The sequence below is a fragment of the Chitinophaga silvisoli genome (assembly GCF_003412465.1).
GTDB classification, from domain to species: Bacteria; Bacteroidota; Bacteroidia; order Chitinophagales; family Chitinophagaceae; genus Chitinophaga; species Chitinophaga silvisoli.
The window spans coordinates 313,289-333,555 of sequence record NZ_QTJV01000004.1; the positions used below are offsets into that span (position 1 = coordinate 313,289).

Sequence of the window (20,267 nt, forward strand, 5' to 3'; positions counted from 1 at the left end):
TTAATGCATAGATCTGTTATTCTGGCTATTTGCTGTAGTTTAATCCACGTTACTGCAGCTGCTTACCACATTATTGGTGGCGAGATCTATTATGCTTTTATTGCCATGAATCCTGATGGTTACTACAGGTACGAGATTACTCTTAAATTATACAGGAATGCTGAGTTCACCTGTGGAGATATTCAGGGTTGCCTGGATCATTTTGAAGATCCTGTACCTGTGAATATTTACACTTCCGGCGGCTCAAGGGTGTCAGATGCCAGGCTGTTATTTATCAAAGAGCGACATCCCCTGCGGGATACCCTGCGCAATCCCTGCCTGGCACCGCGCTCCCAGAATCTTGAAGTCGCTATTTACAGAGATACGATTACTCTCAGACCTATATTAGGAGGTTATTATGTAGCCTACCAGCGTTGTTGCCGCGGAGAGAAACTGGCAAATATCAACGATTCTGAACATGAAGGTTCTACCTTCTACTGCATCATTCCTGGTACTGAAAGCCGCCCGACGAATAAGAGTGCATATTTTGCCAAGGACGTAGCGATTGTAATCTGCGCCAACCTTCCGCTCCATTATGATTACTCTGCTACGGATCCCGACGGGGATAGTCTTGTTTATTCACTGTGCAATGCGCTGACCGGAGGTGCTAACCGCAATGAAGCTGCCAGCGCCAATCCTCCCCCCTACGATAATATTGTAAACTACAAGCCACCTTATTCAGGATCGAATCCCATGGGAGGCACACCACAGGTCTCAATCGACAATCATGGATTTTTAACAGGTGTTCCCCCCAGAGAAGGTCAATACGTAGTTTCAGTTTGTGTAACAGAATTCGACAGGCATACGGGCAAAATGATAGGCACTCATCACAAAGATATTCTCCTCACCGTTTTTAACTGCAATACCAAAATCACCGCCGGTTTCCCTCCCACTCTTCAGAATTGTGTACCCGAGCCTGACCTCAGCGTGCTCATGCCCAACACCAGCAATGCAGGGTATACTTCCACTTATTACTGGGACTTTGGTGATGGCACCGATACTGTAGTGACTGACAAAACATTATTCAGACATCTCTATCCTGATACCGGAAAGTATGTAGTAAAACTGGTGGTGAACAGAGGACTCACCTGTACTGACAGCACTACGGGTATAGTCAGTAATTACCCGGGCTTAAAAGGCGACTTCGATGTCAACGGGTTTTGCAAAGGTGACCGCATTCAGTTCGACGATAAATCCTCTTACACCTATGGTCATATTACTGAGCGGAGATGGGAACTGGGATCAAATGGTGACAGTAGCATCAGCAGGGCATATGGTGAGCATGTGAGCCATACCTATGAACATGGTGGTGTCTACACCGTTTCGCTGGTATTGTATACGGATCATTCCTGTGTAGCCACCGTCACGAAAGACATTACGGTGTATGAAGTGTTCCCCTTTGCCGGCAATGATACTATCCTGGCAAAAGGACAGGCACTGACCCTGCATGCGAGTGGCGGGGAGTTCTTTGCCTGGGCACCGCCTGATGGATTGAGCAATCCGAATATCGCAGATCCGGAACTGAAGTGGAATGAAGACATTACTTATATTCTGCGTGTCTCCAATTCACAGGGATGCGTAGGTTATGATACCATCAGCATCAAATATTATACGGGACCGGAGATTTATGTACCAAATGCATTCACCCCAAATGGCGACGGGCGCAACGACCAGTTCCGTTTTATTCCTGTAGGCATTACTGAATATAAATTCTTCCGCATTTTTAACCGCTGGGGACAGGAAATCTACTCCTCTACAGATTTTCACCAGGGCTGGGACGGCACTTATAAGGGACAACCCGCACCAATAGACACCTATATCTGGATCCTGGAAGGAAAAGATTTCACCGGAAAAACAATTTTAAAGAAAGGCACTGTAACTTTGGTGAAGTAAATAATCATTTTTGACATGGGGATAGTACTTATTACCGGTGCCACTGCCGGATTTGGAGAAGCATGTGCGAGAAAGTTTGCAGCCAACGGATATGACCTTATCATCACCGGAAGAAGACAGGAAAGATTGACGGCTTTGCAGCAGGACCTGGAAAAAGCGAATGGCGTGAAGGTATTGCCTTTGACATTTGACGTGCAGGATGAAAAAGCTGTGAGCAGTGCACTGGAACAAATCCCCGATTCGTGGAAAGCTGTGGATATCCTGATCAACAATGCGGGCTTAGCCTTAGGTTTGTCTACAATTGATGAAGGCAGTTTGTCTGACTGGGATACCATGATTGATACGAATGTGAAGGGATTACTGTATGTATCCAGGACGGTGATTCCATGGCTGAAAGCCCGCAGGAAGGGGCATATAATCAACCTGGGATCCACAGCTGCTAAAACCGTATATGCGAAAGGGAATGTGTATTGTGCCACCAAAGCTGCAGTAGATGCGATTTCGCAGGGTATGCGTATAGACCTGCTGCCTTACTTTATCAAGGTGACGGCGATACATCCGGGTGCTGCGGAGACAGAGTTTTCAGTAGTGCGATTTAAAGGTGATGCGGGTAAGGCAGATGATGTGTACAAAGGGTTTACGCCATTGCGTGCAGAAGATGTGGCGGATACGATTTATTACTGTGCTACGCTGCCAGCACATGTGTGTATCAATGATTTAGTGATCACCTGTACACAGCAGGCAAATGCGATTTACACTTATAAAGAGTAAAAAGTTATAATATAACACATAGATGTTATTCCATTAGCAGAATTTTCTATATATATTTGAGACAACTTACTTTTTGTCTATAATGAATGTGGTATAATGATGGCAGACAAGAGGTTAAATGATGGTATGACGAACTACCATTAAAGGGGAATGTGATACCTAACTAACTATGAGCTTTAAGAGTTTACTAACAATGCTAACTATCTATCCTAAAAAACCATATCCCTATGCTTACATTTGCAACACTGTATTTGTTGCGTCTCTACTATCCGAGATGGAAAGCAGAATGGCGCTTCTACTCCGACAGATCTAAAAGAAATAACTACGGTCGCTGGGCTACCCGCCAGGACTGGGCAGGTGCTTTTAGCTACTGAGAAAAAAGAAATCAAAAGGTGTACCAGAAGTGGTACACCTTTTTTGTTTTTATATATTCACCCATCTATAACAAACATTTCCTTTTTTCGTATAGGCTACCAATACCGTCTTTTCATTTATTGCTTTGACTACCGGGAAAGTGACATATAAACTATCGCTTGTTAATAAGCCTGTTTTAAGCACTTCTCCGTTTCCTTTTCTCAGCTGGTATCCTACCCTACTATTAAACTCCTTTCCTACCTTCACCGGCTCATCCCATACAATCATTAGCTTATCATCACCGATTGTTGTTATCTGCGGATGTTTGGCCATTGGGGTTGTGCTGACTGTATCTCTTTTTGAATAAGTATTGCCTTCATCTGTAGAATGCGTATAATACACACCCTGGCCTCCACCCATTGTAAACCATACACAATGCAATCCGAAACTATTTGCTGCCATTGCAGGCCCTGTATGCGGGCAGCCACGTACTACCCAATTATCTGCGCTGATCCTGACCGGTGCAGAAAATGTAACGCCGTTATCCACTGATAACAAGTGCACCATATCACGGATTGAATCATTGATGATATCCCTGAATGCAACATGCAAATGTCCTTTGGGATCGGTGTATAGATCGGTACGGCAACATTGACACGCCGTTTCTGCTATTGCGTGCTCGCCTTTGAAACCATCATATCCACTGGTCTTCGCAAAGTATAAGGTTGATCCCTCTGCATTGATGTCTTTCCTGTTGTCCAGCCAGATAGCCCCGGCTTCTCCATCAGGTAACAGGGCCATATCAAAATAGCGCTGATCATAACTGCTCGTATCTGTCACGAGCTGTTGAGGGGCAGACCATGTTTTACCTGTATCTGATGAATGTGTATAGAATACTCTACCTGCCCATTGATTGCGCGGATCATGTTGCTCTACTCCATACATCGCAATGATCTCACCATTGGGTTTGAACAATAGTTTCGGCATATTCTCTGCATGCGGCAACACATTATTTGCCACAGGAATTACATGTGGCGTGGAAAAGGTATCGCCCTGCTGTATGGCATAATACATTGTTCCTGTATCTGCTCCCTGCTTTGTTTCTATCCAGCTGATGACTTTTTTACCATCGGTTGTTTCGGATATAAATGCACAGGATGCCTCTCCATGCGAGAGTGTGTATTCTTTATCTTTACCCGGATGGCAGGCCGATAAAAGGCCTGCCAATACGATCCACAATTTGTTCTTCATTATTTAAATGTATATGCGATCCCAAAATCAAATGTCCTCTTCTGTCCAGGATAATAGCTGGTGCTATAGGCCGTCTTCTCCGCGGTTGTTGCATAAATCACATCTGCTACGTTGCGGCAATTGATCCAGCATTCAAAACTCTTCCATGCATAACCGGTACGAAGATTCAGTAAATCATATCCCTTGTACATTTTGGTATTCTGTGGGTCCATGTAATATTTACTGATATGCTGCCACTCTGCACCAATCCTGAAACCTTTGATAAATGCAGGTTTGAAGGTTACTTCAGTATTCGTGATCACGTGTGGTGCACCATTCATCTGGTTGCCACTATAAGATACTCCTTTCTCCGTGTAGTCATTGAAGAAGTGATCTGCATATTGTCCACTTACGCGTAATTGAATCGCTGTAACTGGTGCATAACGTACATTCCATTCTACGCCCCTGTGTGTAGTTTGCCCTGCATTCTGGTTCAGGTATGAACCATCTGACTGGCGTACACTGATTATTTCATTCCTGCCTTTCATCTCATACACACTCATATCCACATATCCTTTATCATTTGCAAACCCAAACCAACCGCCTACTTCATAGTTATTGTAATTAGCCGGTTTTAACACAGGTACTTTCACACCTGTGAATAACTCTGTAATATTTGGTGGTGCAAAACCGACACTGTAGTTCGCATATAATCCACGACTATGTCCGAAGTCGTAAGTCAATCCTAATTTAGGTGTAAATGCATTGAAGTTATTTTTCTGACTGGCGGCACCTGTATAAGCCGATGCAGATAGATGGTTTTCGAATTTATAATCCATCCTGTCATAACGCAATGCTGCGACCAGTTTCAGCCCGGTTACCAATGTCATGTTGCCCTGTACATAAGCAGCCGTGTTCAATAACTTTACATCGTAGTTAGTGAGCACGGAATCGGTAGGTGTATAATGTGTGTAATAACCTGCTGCATTTTTATCTACATCGATGTAATTAGCAATGTAAGCGGCGGGGCTGTAATCCATGCTTACGCCTGCGATGATAGCTGCATCCTGCCAACCGAATTCTTTCTTGTGCTGGAGGATTAGTCCATAACTTTTAAAACTATCGTTATTGATTTGCCCGGCAGCTTTCAATGGATCTGTCTTTGAATCTGTGATGTAGTAGAATGGATTTTGTTTGATACTACTGCTTCTGAAGAAGGCTGTAAATGTAGTATGGTTCAGGTCATTCCAGTCATGCTCTACTGTGCTTCTGTAGCGCAATGCATTTACTTTCCTGTAAGAGAATGTCTGGAAGTTGGTATAGTTCTTTCCAAAGAAGTGGGCGCTATCCAAACCACCTATCTGGTCGGTATAATAATCTACCAGGGTAGCGGCGTTGATCCATTTGGTATGTTCGCTGATCTGGTAATCGCCTCTTAAGGTGAAGGCGAATTTATGGTAATCACTATGATCCATGTAACCATGTTGCTGGTTGGCATAATAACCACCCATAGTGAGTCCTACTTTATTAAATGTGTTTGACACATTGAAGTCTGCACGTTTGTAGCCTCTGTCCGTCACCCCGGCCTGCACGCGGCCTGTAGGATTTAAGGAAGGTGCTGCGGTGATAAAGTTGACAGCGCCGCCTACTGCTTCGCTACCATATAAGGAAGATGCAGGGCCACGTACTACTTCGATTGTACGCAATGCCGCCATGTTAATTTCAATGAGTGCATTGTGGTTAAAGTCGCCGGTAGTACGGATAGGAATACCATCTTCGAGATACAGGAATAAACTCTTATAACCGATCGGCTGACGAATGGCCATCGTATGTTGTTCATTTTGTAATGGCACCATGTATACCCCACTTACCTTGTTCAATAACTGGTCAAGTGTAGTTGCTTTGGTATCGTGCATTTCCTGTGTGGAGATCCGGCTGATCGCGATAGGTGCATCTGTACGTAATTGTTTATCCCTGCTGCTGGTCACTACAAATTCATTGAGACTGGCAGTAGATGGTTGTAAGGAAATGATACCTGCTGTCAATGCCATCTTCTGTGGTTGATAGCCTACATAAGACACTAACACGGAATCACCGTTATGGCCAGCGATATTATATTTACCCTGTGCATCGGTTACACAGCCTTTGCTATGATGTAATAATTGGATATTCACGCCTGACAATACCTCGCCTGTCTGTGCATCGATCACGCTGCCCTGTACCTGGGCATAAGAATGTAAGGACAATAGTACTCCTGCTATTATCACTAATAGATATTTCATGTGGATAATAAAGTCAATAGTTATGAATTGAGCAGTCTCTGCTCAGCATTTAAGTAATTTCTCATTTGAATTTAGTAAGCATGCCACTGGCTAATCGCCTCAGCAGACAATTCTATTCCTGTAGTAAAATGCAAATGAGGAGTGATCAGGCTTGTGGGGGACGGAAGGTATCAGATAGAGGAGTATATGGTACAGAGCTCTGATAATATGCGATGACTTGTGTAGATGGGGCATAGGCCTGGAAGTCGTATGAGTAGAGATCGTCTATATACGACACTTCGTATTTTTCTTTTCCGGCTGTGCCATTGTTTTGTTGTTGCTGGTCGCGTTCCTGTTGTTTTTTCAGGTAACATTTACCGTTACAGTGCATGTCAGGTTTATCCCTGTTCACGCACAGCACGCTGGCAATGTATTTTTGGTTGAGCTTATATTCCAGCGAAATCAGGTACTGGCTACAGTTTTGTAGCAGTAGTCCTGTTAAGAGCGCTATGAATAAGAAGTATCTCACGGGACAAAAGTAGGTAAAATTTTAACCAGAGTTTATGAGTTGGGTCATAAAAAAAAGCTTATGTCGGAGACATAAGCTTTTTTTTTATTTAGTGAACTATTGTGCAAGCATAAATCTCAGTGTCAGACCACCCCGCGTACTTATGATCGGATACGCTGTAGAGATCACTGGTATCGTCTGCCTTCGGTCGTAGAAGAATCGTAAGTTCAACCTGTTATTGACCACATAATCTATGGACGGTGCTATTCCTATTACCTTCTGTCCACTTGTTGGTATTACAAGGTCTGCATCCAGTTTATTATTCACCGTCTTATCATCACGCAAACTTAAATCCAACCTGAAGTTCATATCGTTCGACACCTTCTTGCCCGTCTGCTCGCCGAGGAACTTGAATTTCACATTCCTGATACGATAGCTACCGCCCATTGTGATTTCTGTAGAGCGCAGCTCGGTCAACTGGTAATCGATCAGGCTCAAACTCAGTGAACGGCTCTTCTTGAATTCCACACGCAGATTCAAACTGCTGGTAAATGTCATATCTACTCCCAGCAATGGTGCAAACTGCTCTGTCATGGTCAGGTTTGGTACCAGGAAGTATGGGATATAGTTACCTGAAACGGTATCAATAAACCCGGGATAACCTGCCAGTCTTGGATCTTCGTACAGCAACGCAGAGTTATATGAGCTCATGCTCAGTGAACCAACATAGGCGTGTGTGATAGAGAAGTTTGTAAAATAGTTCTTGAATGGATCCAGTTTTGCCAGGCCATTATATGTGACACGCCAGTTTGGACGAGGTATATAATTACTGAACGGATTACTACGCACATTTGCAGGGCCACCATTTTTGAGCAAGCCTATCTTTTCAGGGCTCTTACCTGTATAAGCTGCCAGGAATGCAGGGATCAGCACATCCTGTGCATAACGGCTGTAACCATAGCGATACTCAGGATCCTTGGTGTTGTAGGTAGGTGTACCTGGTACGCTATTGTAAGGGTTGGCTGTAGCCAGGCGGTTAGAGATCGTTTTACGATAGCGCTCAAAATCCTGGAAGGTCGTTGTCGTTCCTGTTTCTGAATCTATCTTACCAAACATTGTCTTCACGGCTACATAAGAGATCTCAAATCCACCAGCATCGTATGGTGTGAGGTGTTGATACCCTGCGGAGTCCATGTTCTTAAACAGCTCTGTATGTGTCTTGGTGAAGGACTTGGTGAGACTCAGGTCGATACGCCAGTCATTGTAAGGTTCCAGCTGTGCCTGTACCTGCAGTCGCTGTGTGAATTGCTGCTGGAACTGTACGTTGAAGGTAGTATCCGGAGTGATCAATCCTTTTTTCGCAAAGTCATCCAGCCATGCTTTCGTTGGCTGCTGTCCTGTCACAAATCCCAGGCCGGGTGTAAAGTGTGCCCAGTTCATACCCAATGCTTTCGTACTATCAATATAACCCGGCAATTTGGTACCACTGTTTTCAGAGTAATCCACATTGATACGTTTCAGCATCAGCAGTGGTTTCATCACAGCTTTCAGGATAGGTGAAATCTCCTGGTCGGCGGTATTATTTTGTGCTGGCTGGTTTTTGCCTGGCGGTTGTTTACTGTTATTGTTCTGTTGCGGTCGTTTGTTAACTGAGGTACTGAACTGTCGCAGGAATTTGGACCGGTTATACAGATCAGAGAATTTAAACTCTGCCATCACAGTTTTGTTCTGTGTATTCTCGATCGCATTACCCAGGTATTTAGCGAGCAATGAAGCGCCTGTCCAGCGGTAGTCGAAACTATACCCCAGTGCTACGTTTGTCCAGCTGGTCAAAGGCAGTTTGGCTGTAGGCAGGGTATAAGTAACGTTTGCGGAGTGATAGTAGTTTGTGGTTCTTCCCAGTTTAAAGAAGTTGCGCCACATAGTATCTTTCTTGGCTTCTGTGTTCAACCTTCCCTGCGGCTCATCGATACGTGCATTGTTGACCGCATTGAAGTCAATACTGATGCTCCTGGTCAGGTCCCATTTCACACCATAATACCTGTCGAACGTAAAGTATTTATTGAAAGTTTCCGGCAACTTATATGTTCCGTCACCACCTACATTGCGGATGCGTGTGGCACCAAACTGTCGCGTGATGTCTGCCCTGAAACTGAGCAGGGAAGGTACATAGTTGAAGTTGAAATCTTTCACCAGGTCCAGCCATTTTGTTTTCGTTTTGAAGAGTTTCTTAAACGGTGTTACATATTTCGGCTGACCGGTAAAGGTATATCCAAGGCCACCTCTGTGCTTGGTGAGCACATCATTTTCAATGATCGGAGAGTGTGCCAGTGTCTGAGAGAATGAATAGCTGATGTCGAAGTTTTCCAGGTCCCAGAGGTGATATTTCTTCCTGTTCGGATTCACCCTGCGGATATTGGTAAAGTTCAGGCTCTTGATAGAGGTAAAGGTCTCTGCTGCTTTGCGGATGGAGTCTCGCTGCCAGTCAGATTTCGCCATACGCAGTTTATCTTTCAGCTTGATGTCCAGATCGTATGGATCGTATTCCGGACGGCTTACCGCTCTTGAATAACCTGCATATACAGGAATCACCATACCAGCTTTCTTTGGCAGGAGTTTACCCAGATCCAGGTTTGCAGCGGCATCGTATTGGGTATAGTTATCCCTGAAGCGTTCATTCACGCGTTGATCCAGGTTACCGAATCCGGCAGTGTGCATATTACCGGATATCGTGATCGTACCGAGATCGGCCAGCTGCAGGTCGAGTCTACCCATACCTGCATAACCACCTTTTTCATCCAGGCCTGTGAGGCGTAATTCATTGAACCAGACTTCACCTGATTTCTTCAATCCATTATCACCGGGGTTGGTTACACCTAACAGGATGGTACGTACATCACCTAAGTTTGGATTACCTAATACGCTCATAAAATTAGCGCCATCAGATTCCTGGTATACTTTCAGTGCGGAACAGGTATCACAATTATTACGGCGCAATTTCAGGTCTGTCAGTTTTGTGAGCACGATATCCATATCATTGGCAGTAGGCCAGATATTAGTTGGATTACTTGGCTGGTCTGGTTTAGAAACTGCCAATGGTATTGAGTACTCGTAATAGTTTTCAACGAAGTCACTACCGATTCTTACAATTGCTCTCAGTTCGCCATCCTTCAGGGAGTTTGGATCTTCTATAGGTTCAGCATGCAGGTACATTTGCAAGTGCTTGTACTGGCGCAGGTCCATACCCAAGTTCTTGGTTACACCACGCGTATCGCCATCTTCAAGTCCATTGATCTGTAATGACATGGATTGTTCGTTCAGCTGTAAGGTAGTATTGTTGGTACTTACCGTGTTCTGACGTGTTACACCCGGAGGCAATACATAATTGAATGGTTTACGTGAAGAGTTCTCTTCAATATTTACTGCTGTTAAGTTAAAGGAGGTAGCTGCATCATTTGGAATAGGATCACCTGGCTGCAGTTTATAATTATACTGACGCCATTGGTTACGCACCAGTTGAAGTTTACCGAAACGAACTACGACAGAGTCATTGAAGTTCGTGAGGAACATACGCATGAAGCGGATGGACTTGAAGTCAGGTATAGCTCCAACTTTCTTATCATATTTTTCGATCGGCACTTTGAACTGGTACCAGGTTTCTTTTGTCTTTGTACCGTTTGCCAGTGTTACATCTGCATCGAACTTATCCACGATATTGTTAGTACCTATTGCCATGTTTGGGCGCAGGTTCACTCTATACTGGAAGTATTCTTCTGTTTCATTCAGCGTGTTGTCCCTGTTCAGGTCTTCTGTTTCAGGAATGTTGGTCGCTGCCCTGGAATAAGTAGAATTAGTGGATACCGGAGAGTTGCCTTCCGGGTTGTTAAATCTCTTATAGCGCACCAGGATGTTTCCACTATCCAGGTCACGGTAGTGTACGTAGTCATCATTCGCAGCATCTTTTGCAGCCTGCTGATAGATTACGGAAGAGGTTCCAAAGTTAGCAGCCAGTCTGGCCAAATAGTCTTTGTAGTAATTCTGTTCGTATCCGCTCTGCAGACCATCGTAACCCACGTCCTGGTATTTGCGGATCTCAGGATCATTGTCAAATGCCTGTGTGATCTGCTGCTGGAACTTAGGCTGGCGACCCCATTCAGTGGAGTCTAATTTATCGAGGCCAGTGGTAGGATCCGGCATACCATTCTCAAAGAATTTATGAGAATCTTTCAACACGTCTTCAGAGATATTACCGAGGTTGAAATACAACTGACCACCGGTGCTGTTTGGATTATCAATGAAAGGGTCCTGGATCCAGAATTCGATGAACTCTACGTTGCTGGTTTCAAAGTCACTGTTGTCCAGGGCACGCATGATACCGGCCCATTTCTTTGCCGGGTTTCTCATTTTACCATTTGCATCGATACTATCCCTGCCAGCGGTAAAGTTGTAAGGGCCTCTTTCTGTAGGATAGTATGCCAGGTCAAGGGTACTTAACTGTGCCTGACCAAAGTCGGTAGACTTGTTCGGGAATATTTCCTGCTGGTATACGAGACGGGTACGGTGATCAGACTGTACATTCGTCGTAATACCTGTAGGCAGACCGGAAGAATTTGGAATCTGCAGGGTTGGTTCGATGATATACCAGGCCAGTTTTGCCCTGTTGGCACCGTAGCCCCACTGATTGTTCAATTCAGATTCCGGGAACAAAGTCAGTCCTGCGCTATCTGTAGCCTGTGAAGGCGTAGATGCCAGTGCCCAGCTGGTAGCGGGGTATTTCAGGTCATAACCACTCTGTGAACCTTCAAAGTCATCGATGTATACCTGGCCCTGGCTGCTACCTGCTGCATTTACCAGTTTGCTGTGACCAGGGAATAATTTGGCCACCTCACCGGTGAACATGATGTTGGAAGGCGTGGTACTATTAAAGTTCGGCAGTTTATTCAGGAGGCGGGTCAGTGCTCTTGACGGAGAATTATAGTTCACGTCAAAGCCTACGACCGTATTCTTGATCGGGTCTTCGCCATAGTTTACTTTCTGGTAGTAAGGGCGCTCACTCATACGGGCGATGGTAGAACCAAGGCTCAGTTTTTCATTCACTACATAATCGAAACGGGTACCAAAATAGTTCCGGACCTGGGTTCCGAAGGAAGCATTGTTTTCAAACTGTACGTTGATGGCCTGACCGGAAGCCAGGACCCCGGAGTTCACGATCTTGATACGACCCAGGTTATAGTCAATAATGTAGTCAACGTTTTCACGGAGCAACTGGCCGCCTGCAGTGACGGTTACTGAACCCTGCGGAATGTTGTAACCACCCAGCTGAATTTCGGAAGAGTTACTGGATTTATAAGTACCCTTCAGGAGGTATCGGTTCAATTGCGGGAATTGCTGTGCCACTACTTTGATGGAGTCGTACAACACCTTGAACATATATTGTTTTTCCAGTGCCGGGTTTCCGCCAAAGGCTTTCTGGATCCCCTGAGCAAAGGGCTCCAGTTGTGGGAACATGACGCGTCCTGTATTGGAATTGATCGTATATCCTTCCACATAGTCGAACACCCCATCTGGTTGCGGGTCATTCTGGTTATTCAGTCTGTCCAGGTTCAGTACAGAGATCAATGGCGCTCCTGCCCACTGTCCTGTAGCATCCGGTAAATATCGTTTATCGCTGGGGGTGCGGGTTTCGCTACCGGGGTCTTTATAATAGATGTCCAGACTAAAGTCTGCCCTGTTGATCTGGTAGGCACCTGTAGAATAGATGTTTTTCATCATCAGGTCCCAGATGGGTAGATTAGGTCTGGCAGAGGTTGCCTTCAGGAGTTTGAGGAAGAGGATTTTCTGGTTCGCACTGTTATTCTGATCCGGTGGTACATCCTGTGAGAACTCACCCACCTGGTATACACGACCATTGTAAGTATATTGGTAAGCGACGGCCAGTACTTCATCGGCCTGCAACTGCTGGTTGAGGGAGATGAAACCCAGCTGACGGTTCAGGGTATACTCGGAGGAGTCGAGTTTACGGGCAAAGGTCTTTTCATATTCCTGTACGCCCTGCAATCCCATAGCCTGTAACCTGCTGACCACTGTTCCTGTATAGCGGCTGGCGGCATCAGCGATCACGTTGGAGTAGAGGTTGTTCGTTCCGTTTGCCGGCAGGTGAGCACCGGGGGTAACTGTGACCGTCTGGTTATAAGGTGCATATTCTGCAAGGTCCATCAGACCTACGATGTCGCGGGTATTGGTGGTGGCTCCGGTTTTGTTGGTTACCCACACCTCAATACGGTTTACGTATGCCAGTGATTTGATCACGGGCAGGTTGCTCATGCTATAATTAAATGTATCGCGGAAGAACTGTCCTAAGAGGAAGTGCCGGTTATCTTCATACTCGTCTGCCCGGATGGTGAAATCCTGTACCTGGGTACCGCCTTTGATGAGGAGGTTTTGTTTCTGGGATTTCTGGTTAGAGAGAACGGAGGTAACGGTGAGGCGACCGAACTGCATTTGGGTTTTGACCCCAAACAGTGATTGCACCCCGGAAATGAGGGTGCTGCGGAGTGGGAAGCTCACGTTGCCGGCTTCAATCTTCTTGATGATCTCGTCGTCGTAGCCGGTGTATTCCAGTTTGATCTGGTTTTCAAAATCAAAGGTGGATTGAGTATTATAGTTAGTGGTGATTTTCAGTTTGTCGCCGATCTTACCTGTCAGGTTCATATTGATGTTCATATCAAAATCGAAACCGCCGGTTTTCCTGGCTTGCTCGGTAAGTACGGGGTTTTTGATATTCTGCCCCTGGTAACCGAATGTCAGTTCAAGGCTACCTTGTGGGCGGATATCCACTTTGTTGCCACCGAAGATCCTGTCAAACAGTTTGGAGCCTTTATACAGTTCGGGGCCTGAATTTTTTTGGTTCAGGGAACCGAGGGTACTGGCCCTTTTTTGCCAGTAGTCCTGCTCACTTTTCTGTGCCTGTAGTCTGTTAAATTCTTCGAAGCTGAGGAGGGTGGGGTTGCGGTAATAGTGGTCGCCTATTTTTTCCGATACAGTATATTCTTTGGTAACAGGATCATAATCAACTGACTGGGTGATGTTTTTGGGATCTTTGAGATCGATTTCATTACGCACGGGGTCAGTAATACGGGTGCCGAACCTGTCTTTGATGGGGTACTTGAGAGTATCCCGTTTGACAGTATCTTTCACCGTGGTATCCTTACCAACAGTATCTTTTGGTTGCCAGTGTTTGTTTAAAATATCGCTGCTATAACCCGAACGATTCCTTGCTGCAGTATTAACAATAAAAAAGGAAGCGACTCCTATTACTGCTATAGCACCATAATTTGTCTTCCTTGACAAGAGAAATAGGTTTTAATAGAGGTCAGGGTAAAAGTTTACAGACCTGTAACTCCCCTTAGTAACCCAATTTATTGAAAATGAAGGGCTACTATGGTCATTTCAGATCTGACATAGTGGTTTTGCTTTCAGTACTGTTACAGTCTTTTTCTTCCAGAATTTGCAATAGTGGTGCTGTTTTCAGTACTGTTTTTTACAGCGGAGGCGAGCCAATGTTACCTGGCGGCCGGCTATAACTAAAAAATAAAAATCCAGCTTTAATTGGTGCTACGCTTACAGACTTTTTAACGACTTTTTGATCAGTCCTTCTAAATCCTGCAATTGTGGTTCTGCTTTCAGTACCTTGTTTATAGCCTGTTCTGCTACATTACGGGCTATTCCCAACGTGACTAATGCATTTAACGCATCTTCCTGCATTGTATTGTTTACAGCTACAGATATTTGATGCCCAACGTCTTTTTGCTTTTTGATCTTATCTTTTAGCTCCAGGATGACCCTTTGAGCTGTTTTTGCGCCGATTCCTTTTATGCTCTCCAGCATTTTCGCATTTTCCATCGCGATAGCGCGTTGAATATCTTCAGGTTGTAAAGAGGATAGCATCATTCTGGCGGTATTCGCACCAATACCGGACACACTTATCAGCAACAGGAACATCTGGCGTTCAGCATCGTCGGAAAAGCCGTATAATGTGTGGGCATCTTCTTTTATATGAAGATATGTAAGCAATTTACAGTTGTCCATACCCTGTATGCGGGAGTACGTATTCAAACTGATCTGCACTTCGTATCCAACCCCTTGAACATCCAAATGTACCATGGCAGGGGATTTATAGGACAGTTTTCCATTTAGGTAAGCAATCATACAGGATTATTCAGGATTCTAATTTGTGGCAAACCTAAGGATTTTTGGGAAGATGGGGGGCGGGTATTTTGGCTTATAAGTTACATTTCCAAATTCTTATGTATTTTTACGGCCTGTTAAAACATCTATTTTATTAATATGAACAAAATAACGGCCGCTATTACTGCGGTAGGTGGGTATGTACCGGATTACGTTCTCTCTAACAAAGAGCTGGAGAAACTGGTTGATACTACTGATGAATGGATCATCACCCGTACAGGAATTACAGAAAGAAGGATTCTGAAAGGCGAGGGGAAAGGGACTTCTGAGTTATGCGTACCTGTAGCGCTGGAAATATGCCGTAAAAGAGGGATCACACCTGCTGATATAGACCTCATTATTGTAGCTACTGTCACTCCGGACATGGTATTCCCGGCTACTGCCAATATCGTTGCAGATAAAATCGGTGCCAAGAATGCCTTTGGATTCGACATCGCTGCTGCCTGCTCTGGTTTCCTGTATGCACTGGATACTGGTGCCCGGTTCATTGAAAGTGGACGTTATAAAAGAGTAATGGTGTTGGGTGCTGACAAAATGAGCTCCATCATTGACTATACTGACCGTACTACCTGCATCATCTTTGGTGATGGCGGTGCTGGCGTACTGCTGGAACCTAACGAGGAAGGTTATGGTTTGATAGACAGCGTGCTGAAAAGCGATGGTCATGGCCGTGAATACCTGCACATGAAGGCGGGTGGTTCTGCTAAGCCTGCTTCTATTGAAACCGTTACCAACCGTGAACACTATGTGTACCAGGAAGGTAAAATGGTCTTCAAATATGCTGTGGCTAACATGGCGGACGCTGCTGCAGAAATCATGGAGCGTAATAACCTGAGCTCCGACGATATTGCATGGCTGGTGCCTCACCAGGCTAACAAGCGGATCATCGATGCGACAGCACACCGCATGGGACTGCCTGAAGAGAAAGTGATGATGAACATTCAGCGTTATGGTAATACTACCGCTGGTACTTTGCCACTGTGCCTCTGGGACTATGAGAAACAACTGAAGAAAGGTGATAATCTTGTATTAGCTGCTTTTGGTGGTGGTTTCACATGGGGTGCTACTTACCTGAAATGGGGTTACGACACTAAATAATCATATTAATACGAGGGCGTATCAAAAGTAAATATCCCGGATTCAATCCGGGTAAGTGACGGCGAGAATTTTTGATTTTGTAATTCTCAATGTGTTCAAATTACTTTGATACACCCTCTTTTTTTTAACTGAATGAGGGCAGTGCATAAATCAATTGCAGTTGCTCTCCTGTTACATTTGCCCAAATCTGCCCACCCATCTTATCCATAAAATCTTTGCAGATGATAAAGCGCATGGCCAGCTCCTCTCCTTCTCCCTGTACACTATAAACAGCATCTTCATAAGCAAACAAATTCGTGGCCTGCTGCGTCGTCAATACGGTAGGTGAGCTGATTACCATGACCTTCACCCTATCAGCCTCCTGCACGGCTACGACCCTTACATCTCTGCCAAGCGTTGCTGCACCCTGCAGCAAACTCCTGTGTACGAACTGCAGCATTGCCTGGTCGCCTGCTACCTGCAAGCCTTCAGGGATCTCTGCTATTACCCCGCTGAACATGTCTTTGAGGTTACAGGGGGCCGGGGCATATACAAATCCGGATAGCTGGGACTTGATCCATCGTAAGATGTTATCAAAGATTTCAAGGGTCTTCCTGCTGCTGCTTTCCGTATCCTTTATCAGTTTTTGCCTCAGGGCAGGATCTGCGTCTCCATTCCGGAATAAGGCAGATACTTTGATAATATTCTGCAGGGGTTCCCTGAAATCATGCGCTACTACTGAGATGAGCTTGTTCTTAAAATCGTCCTGTACCTGTAGTTGCCTGTTCTTGTCAGAGATTGCTGCGTTCATGTTTGCAAGCAGCTCTTCCTGCTGCTGCAGGTAACGGTAACTGCGATAACGGGAAAAGGTAAAACCACCGAGGATCATCAATAGGCCAAACAAAAAAGCAATCAGCTTACGCCGTGCTAACCGCTGGGTATTGGCTCTCGCGAGTTTTTCCGTTTGTATTTTATTGCTGAGGTGCCATTCGTTCAGCTCCTGTTCTTTCAGGAAATAGTCCAGGTAGTTCACATGCCGGCTGTCTTTCATCACCTCCTGCCTGTCAGTTAGCGTCCAGAGTTCATGCCCGTATTCCGCCATTTTCGCCGCATTATTCACCCTGGTATAATAGCGGTAGATACTTATTACCTGCGGCAACATCAGGTCCGTATAACCCGCTATTTTACCCAAAGCATAAATCTTTTCCTTGTATGGAATGACATCCAGCTGATAGCCTTGTTTGTAATAATTTTCGATGTGCCGGAGAATGTCGATTGCCACATAGATCAATCCATCTTTCTGTGCCTGTGTGGCCAGTGAATTGATCCATGTCACTGCTTTGGCGCGCTCTCCTTTTCTGAATAAATTATCGGCTTCAAATGCATGGATGTAATAGAGGTCCCTGCTGCAACCGGGATAATTGCCGGCTATCTTTTTGGCTTTTTGTATTGCCCACTGTACGGAGTCTCTTTTGGTACTATCATCGTTAAACCGGATGGCATAATTGATCAGTACGAGGCTATAGATAGAATCATAGACCAGCTTCTTACCCAGGTCCATGGCCTGGTACAGGTATTGTTGCCCTGTTTCATTCATGCCTGCGAGGCTATGGAAGACGCTCATGTTCATGGTCACCTGGCAGATGTTGCTGTTATCTTCCATTTGGCGGTAATACACCAGGGCCTTGCCTTCGTATTCAATGGCCTGTTTGATATTTGCTTTGAGTGCATAGGCGATGCTGAGATTATTGAGTGCATCCGCAATTCCTTTCCGGTAATTCAACCTGTTTGCCACATCCCTTGCCTGCACTGCATACCAGAAGCAACTATCTGCATTGATGAGGTGCCACTTCATGCTCAGTTCATTCAATACATTTGTGTATACAATACTATCCTGCACCTTCGCCAGTTGACGGCGCAGTTGCTGTACGGCACTCTTTTGTGCACATACCACCTGTGTGAACAGGAGTAATATGACGGCTAGTTTTTTGAACACGGTAATGTATATGAAAATGAACAGCCTTTGTCGGCGTGGTTCTCTGCTACAATAATTCCTCCCATTTTGTCCATGAAGTCTTTACAGATGATCAGTGCTAAACCTGCTCCTCCTTTTGAAGGTTTTGTTCCTTTATTTTCGGGGCGATATTCGAACAGGTGATCCAGCATGTCTGTTGAAATGCCCGTTCCTTCATCGGCGATGTTTATTGTTACCATTTCCTTGTCAATACCGGCAGTGATGGCGATGGTGCCTCTTTCCGGGCTGAACTTGACGGCATTGTGCAGGAGGTTGCGATGTACAAACTGCAACATCTCTTTGTCTGCCAGGACCTGCAGATCAGCAGGCACCTGTACTGAGATCTGCACCTGCCTTTCCAGTATTTCTTCTTTCATAGCATTCATGGCTTCTTTTATCAGGGCGGCAGGGGTACAGGGCACTGGCTGGTAGATAAAACCACTGAGCTGTGTCCTGATCCAGCGAAGAATGTTCTCAAAGATCTGTAAGGTATTTTCTGCGTTGTTTTCCAGTCTTTTGAAGAGGATGGCAGCTTCCTGCACAGAGAAAGCGCCCTGTTGCAGGTAAGCGGTGATTTCAATAATCTGGATCAGTGGAGAACGGAAATCGTGTGCTATGAGTGAGATCAGTTTATTCTTGAAATCATCATGGGTACGCAGCAGTGCATTTTGTTCACTGATATATTTATTCATTTCGCGCAGGCTATCTGCATTCTTACGGGAGCTGCGGTGAGAGCGGTTGAGGTCAAGCAGTAATAAGATCAACAGGATCAGTAATACGATCAGGCACACAATGACCAGGTAACGGCTTCTGGCTTCCAGTGCTTTTCTGTCCAGTTGTTGCTGCTGAAAATCGTGTTGTAATTGTAGTTGCCGCAACTGCTTTCCCTGCAGGTAATAATCCATGTAATCCTGTTCACCCTGTGAACGGCTTTGTTCGTACAGCTCAGTAATATCTGCCATCAGGTCTGCATAATAATCGGCTTCTTTGGTCTGATGCCGCAGTTCATAAAAGCGGTAAAACTTTGCGACCACCGGCAATACAATTTCCCTGTAACCTCCTTCCAGTCCGAGCCTGATCACTTCTTTCTGATAGATTACAGAGTCGGCACTATGTGCCTGTATGGCATAATCTGCGAGTTGTGCATATCCATATAATGCATGATAGAGGAAACCTTTTTTCATGGCAATGCGCACGAGTTCTTTTACTTTGGCGACAGCTAATGCAGTATCTCCCTGGTCATAAATTTCATCGGCTTTGAGTAATCCTGAATAAATGATCATACGGGTATGCCCGCCTTTCATGGCCAGTTGGTAAGCGTTTGCGAGGTAACGGCTGGCGAGTGCCTGGTGGGCGGTATCGTTGCGGTAAATGAAAAAGTAATTGGCCATTACTGCGGACATTACACTATCGTTGCGCATGTGCATAGCCATGGCCAGGGCTTGTTTGATATAGCCTTCGGCTTCGCTATGCTGCCCCTGGTAATGCTGGTAGACTCCCAGTTTGATATTCACGAGGGTCATACCTGTGCTATCTTTTAGTTCCCTGTATAGTTTTAATGCATCGAGGTAAAAACGAAAAGAGAGGTAACTGTTGTCACGATAGGCATAATAGCCACCCAGCCCTCTGTATACTTCTGCTTCGCCCCATTTGAAGCCGATGCGTTTGGTAACGCCTCTGGCCATGTTGAGGTATTGAAAGCAGGTATCCAGCTGGCGGTTCTGGTATTTCTGGGCGAGGGCTATGAGGATACGGGAATAGGTCACACTGTCCTGGGTTACAGCCAGGGCATTCTTTAGCTTTTGGATCTGGCCAAAAGACTGCTCACAGCGGATCAATAGTCCGACAGTTGCCATTACACTGTATAATAGCC

General features: G+C 45.2%; 11 protein-coding genes. 4 read left to right on the forward strand and 7 right to left on the reverse strand.

All coding sequences use genetic code 11. From position 1 onward, the window contains the following. Positions 1 to 3: 3 nt before the first annotated feature. The 3 genes from DXN04_RS13335 to DXN04_RS34770 all read left to right on the forward strand — a co-directional run bounded on the left by DXN04_RS13335 (position 4) and on the right by DXN04_RS34770 (position 3,077). Positions 4 to 1,932 (forward strand): PKD domain-containing protein, encoded by a 1,929-nt coding sequence (locus DXN04_RS13335; protein ID WP_116853849.1) that lies wholly within the window; start codon positions 4 to 6, stop codon positions 1,930 to 1,932. Between the two features lie 15 nt (positions 1,933 to 1,947). Next, complete coding sequence (locus DXN04_RS13340) at positions 1,948 to 2,703, forward strand: SDR family NAD(P)-dependent oxidoreductase (protein WP_116853850.1); 756 nt, start codon at positions 1,948 to 1,950, stop codon at positions 2,701 to 2,703. 227 nt (positions 2,704 to 2,930) lie between these two features. Further along, the gene (locus tag DXN04_RS34770; protein WP_158286615.1) at positions 2,931 to 3,077 is read left to right on the forward strand and encodes a hypothetical protein; all 147 of its coding nucleotides are present in this window, start codon (positions 2,931 to 2,933) and stop codon (positions 3,075 to 3,077) included. A 49-nt stretch (positions 3,078 to 3,126) separates the two neighbouring features. Here the strand turns inward: DXN04_RS34770 and DXN04_RS13345 are convergent, their stop codons facing one another. From DXN04_RS13345 to ruvA, 5 genes are all read right to left on the reverse strand, one after another. Continuing rightward, entirely contained in the window at positions 3,127 to 4,308 is a 1,182-nt protein-coding gene (locus tag DXN04_RS13345) for a sialidase family protein (protein ID WP_116853851.1), read from the reverse strand. Beyond that, the gene (locus DXN04_RS35600) at positions 4,308 to 6,569 is read right to left on the reverse strand and encodes a TonB-dependent receptor (protein WP_116853852.1); all 2,262 of its coding nucleotides are present in this window, start codon (positions 6,567 to 6,569) and stop codon (positions 4,308 to 4,310) included. Before DXN04_RS35600 ends, DXN04_RS13345 begins: the two co-directional genes overlap by 1 nt. A 145-nt stretch (positions 6,570 to 6,714) precedes the next feature. After that, the gene (locus tag DXN04_RS13355) at positions 6,715 to 7,077 is read right to left on the reverse strand and encodes a hypothetical protein (RefSeq protein WP_116853853.1); all 363 of its coding nucleotides are present in this window, start codon (positions 7,075 to 7,077) and stop codon (positions 6,715 to 6,717) included. 96 nt (positions 7,078 to 7,173) lie between these two features. After that, a complete protein-coding gene (sov, locus tag DXN04_RS13360; RefSeq protein WP_116853854.1) occupies positions 7,174 to 14,406 on the reverse strand; it encodes a T9SS outer membrane translocon Sov/SprA in 7,233 nt (2,410 codons plus the stop codon). A 270-nt stretch (positions 14,407 to 14,676) separates the two neighbouring features. Beyond that, positions 14,677 to 15,264, reverse strand: a complete 588-nt coding sequence (gene ruvA, locus DXN04_RS13365) for a Holliday junction branch migration protein RuvA (protein WP_116853855.1) — start codon at positions 15,262 to 15,264, stop codon at positions 14,677 to 14,679. 138 nt (positions 15,265 to 15,402) lie between these two features. Between ruvA and DXN04_RS13370 the strand changes: the two genes are divergently transcribed. Then, positions 15,403 to 16,401 carry a beta-ketoacyl-ACP synthase III gene (locus tag DXN04_RS13370; RefSeq protein ID WP_116853856.1) on the forward strand — a complete coding sequence of 333 codons (999 nt, stop codon included), beginning with the start codon at positions 15,403 to 15,405 and terminating at the stop codon, positions 16,399 to 16,401. A 124-nt stretch (positions 16,402 to 16,525) separates the two neighbouring features. Here the strand turns inward: DXN04_RS13370 and DXN04_RS13375 are convergent, their stop codons facing one another. Together DXN04_RS13375 and DXN04_RS13380 are read right to left on the reverse strand one after the other, a co-directional pair. Continuing rightward, complete coding sequence (locus DXN04_RS13375; protein ID WP_116853857.1) at positions 16,526 to 18,376, reverse strand: hypothetical protein; 1,851 nt, start codon at positions 18,374 to 18,376, stop codon at positions 16,526 to 16,528. After that, positions 18,361 to 20,250 carry an ATP-binding protein gene (locus DXN04_RS13380; protein ID WP_116853858.1) on the reverse strand — a complete coding sequence of 630 codons (1,890 nt, stop codon included), beginning with the start codon at positions 20,248 to 20,250 and terminating at the stop codon, positions 18,361 to 18,363. Before DXN04_RS13380 ends, DXN04_RS13375 begins: the two co-directional genes overlap by 16 nt. Between the last annotated feature and the right edge of the window lie 17 nt (positions 20,251 to 20,267).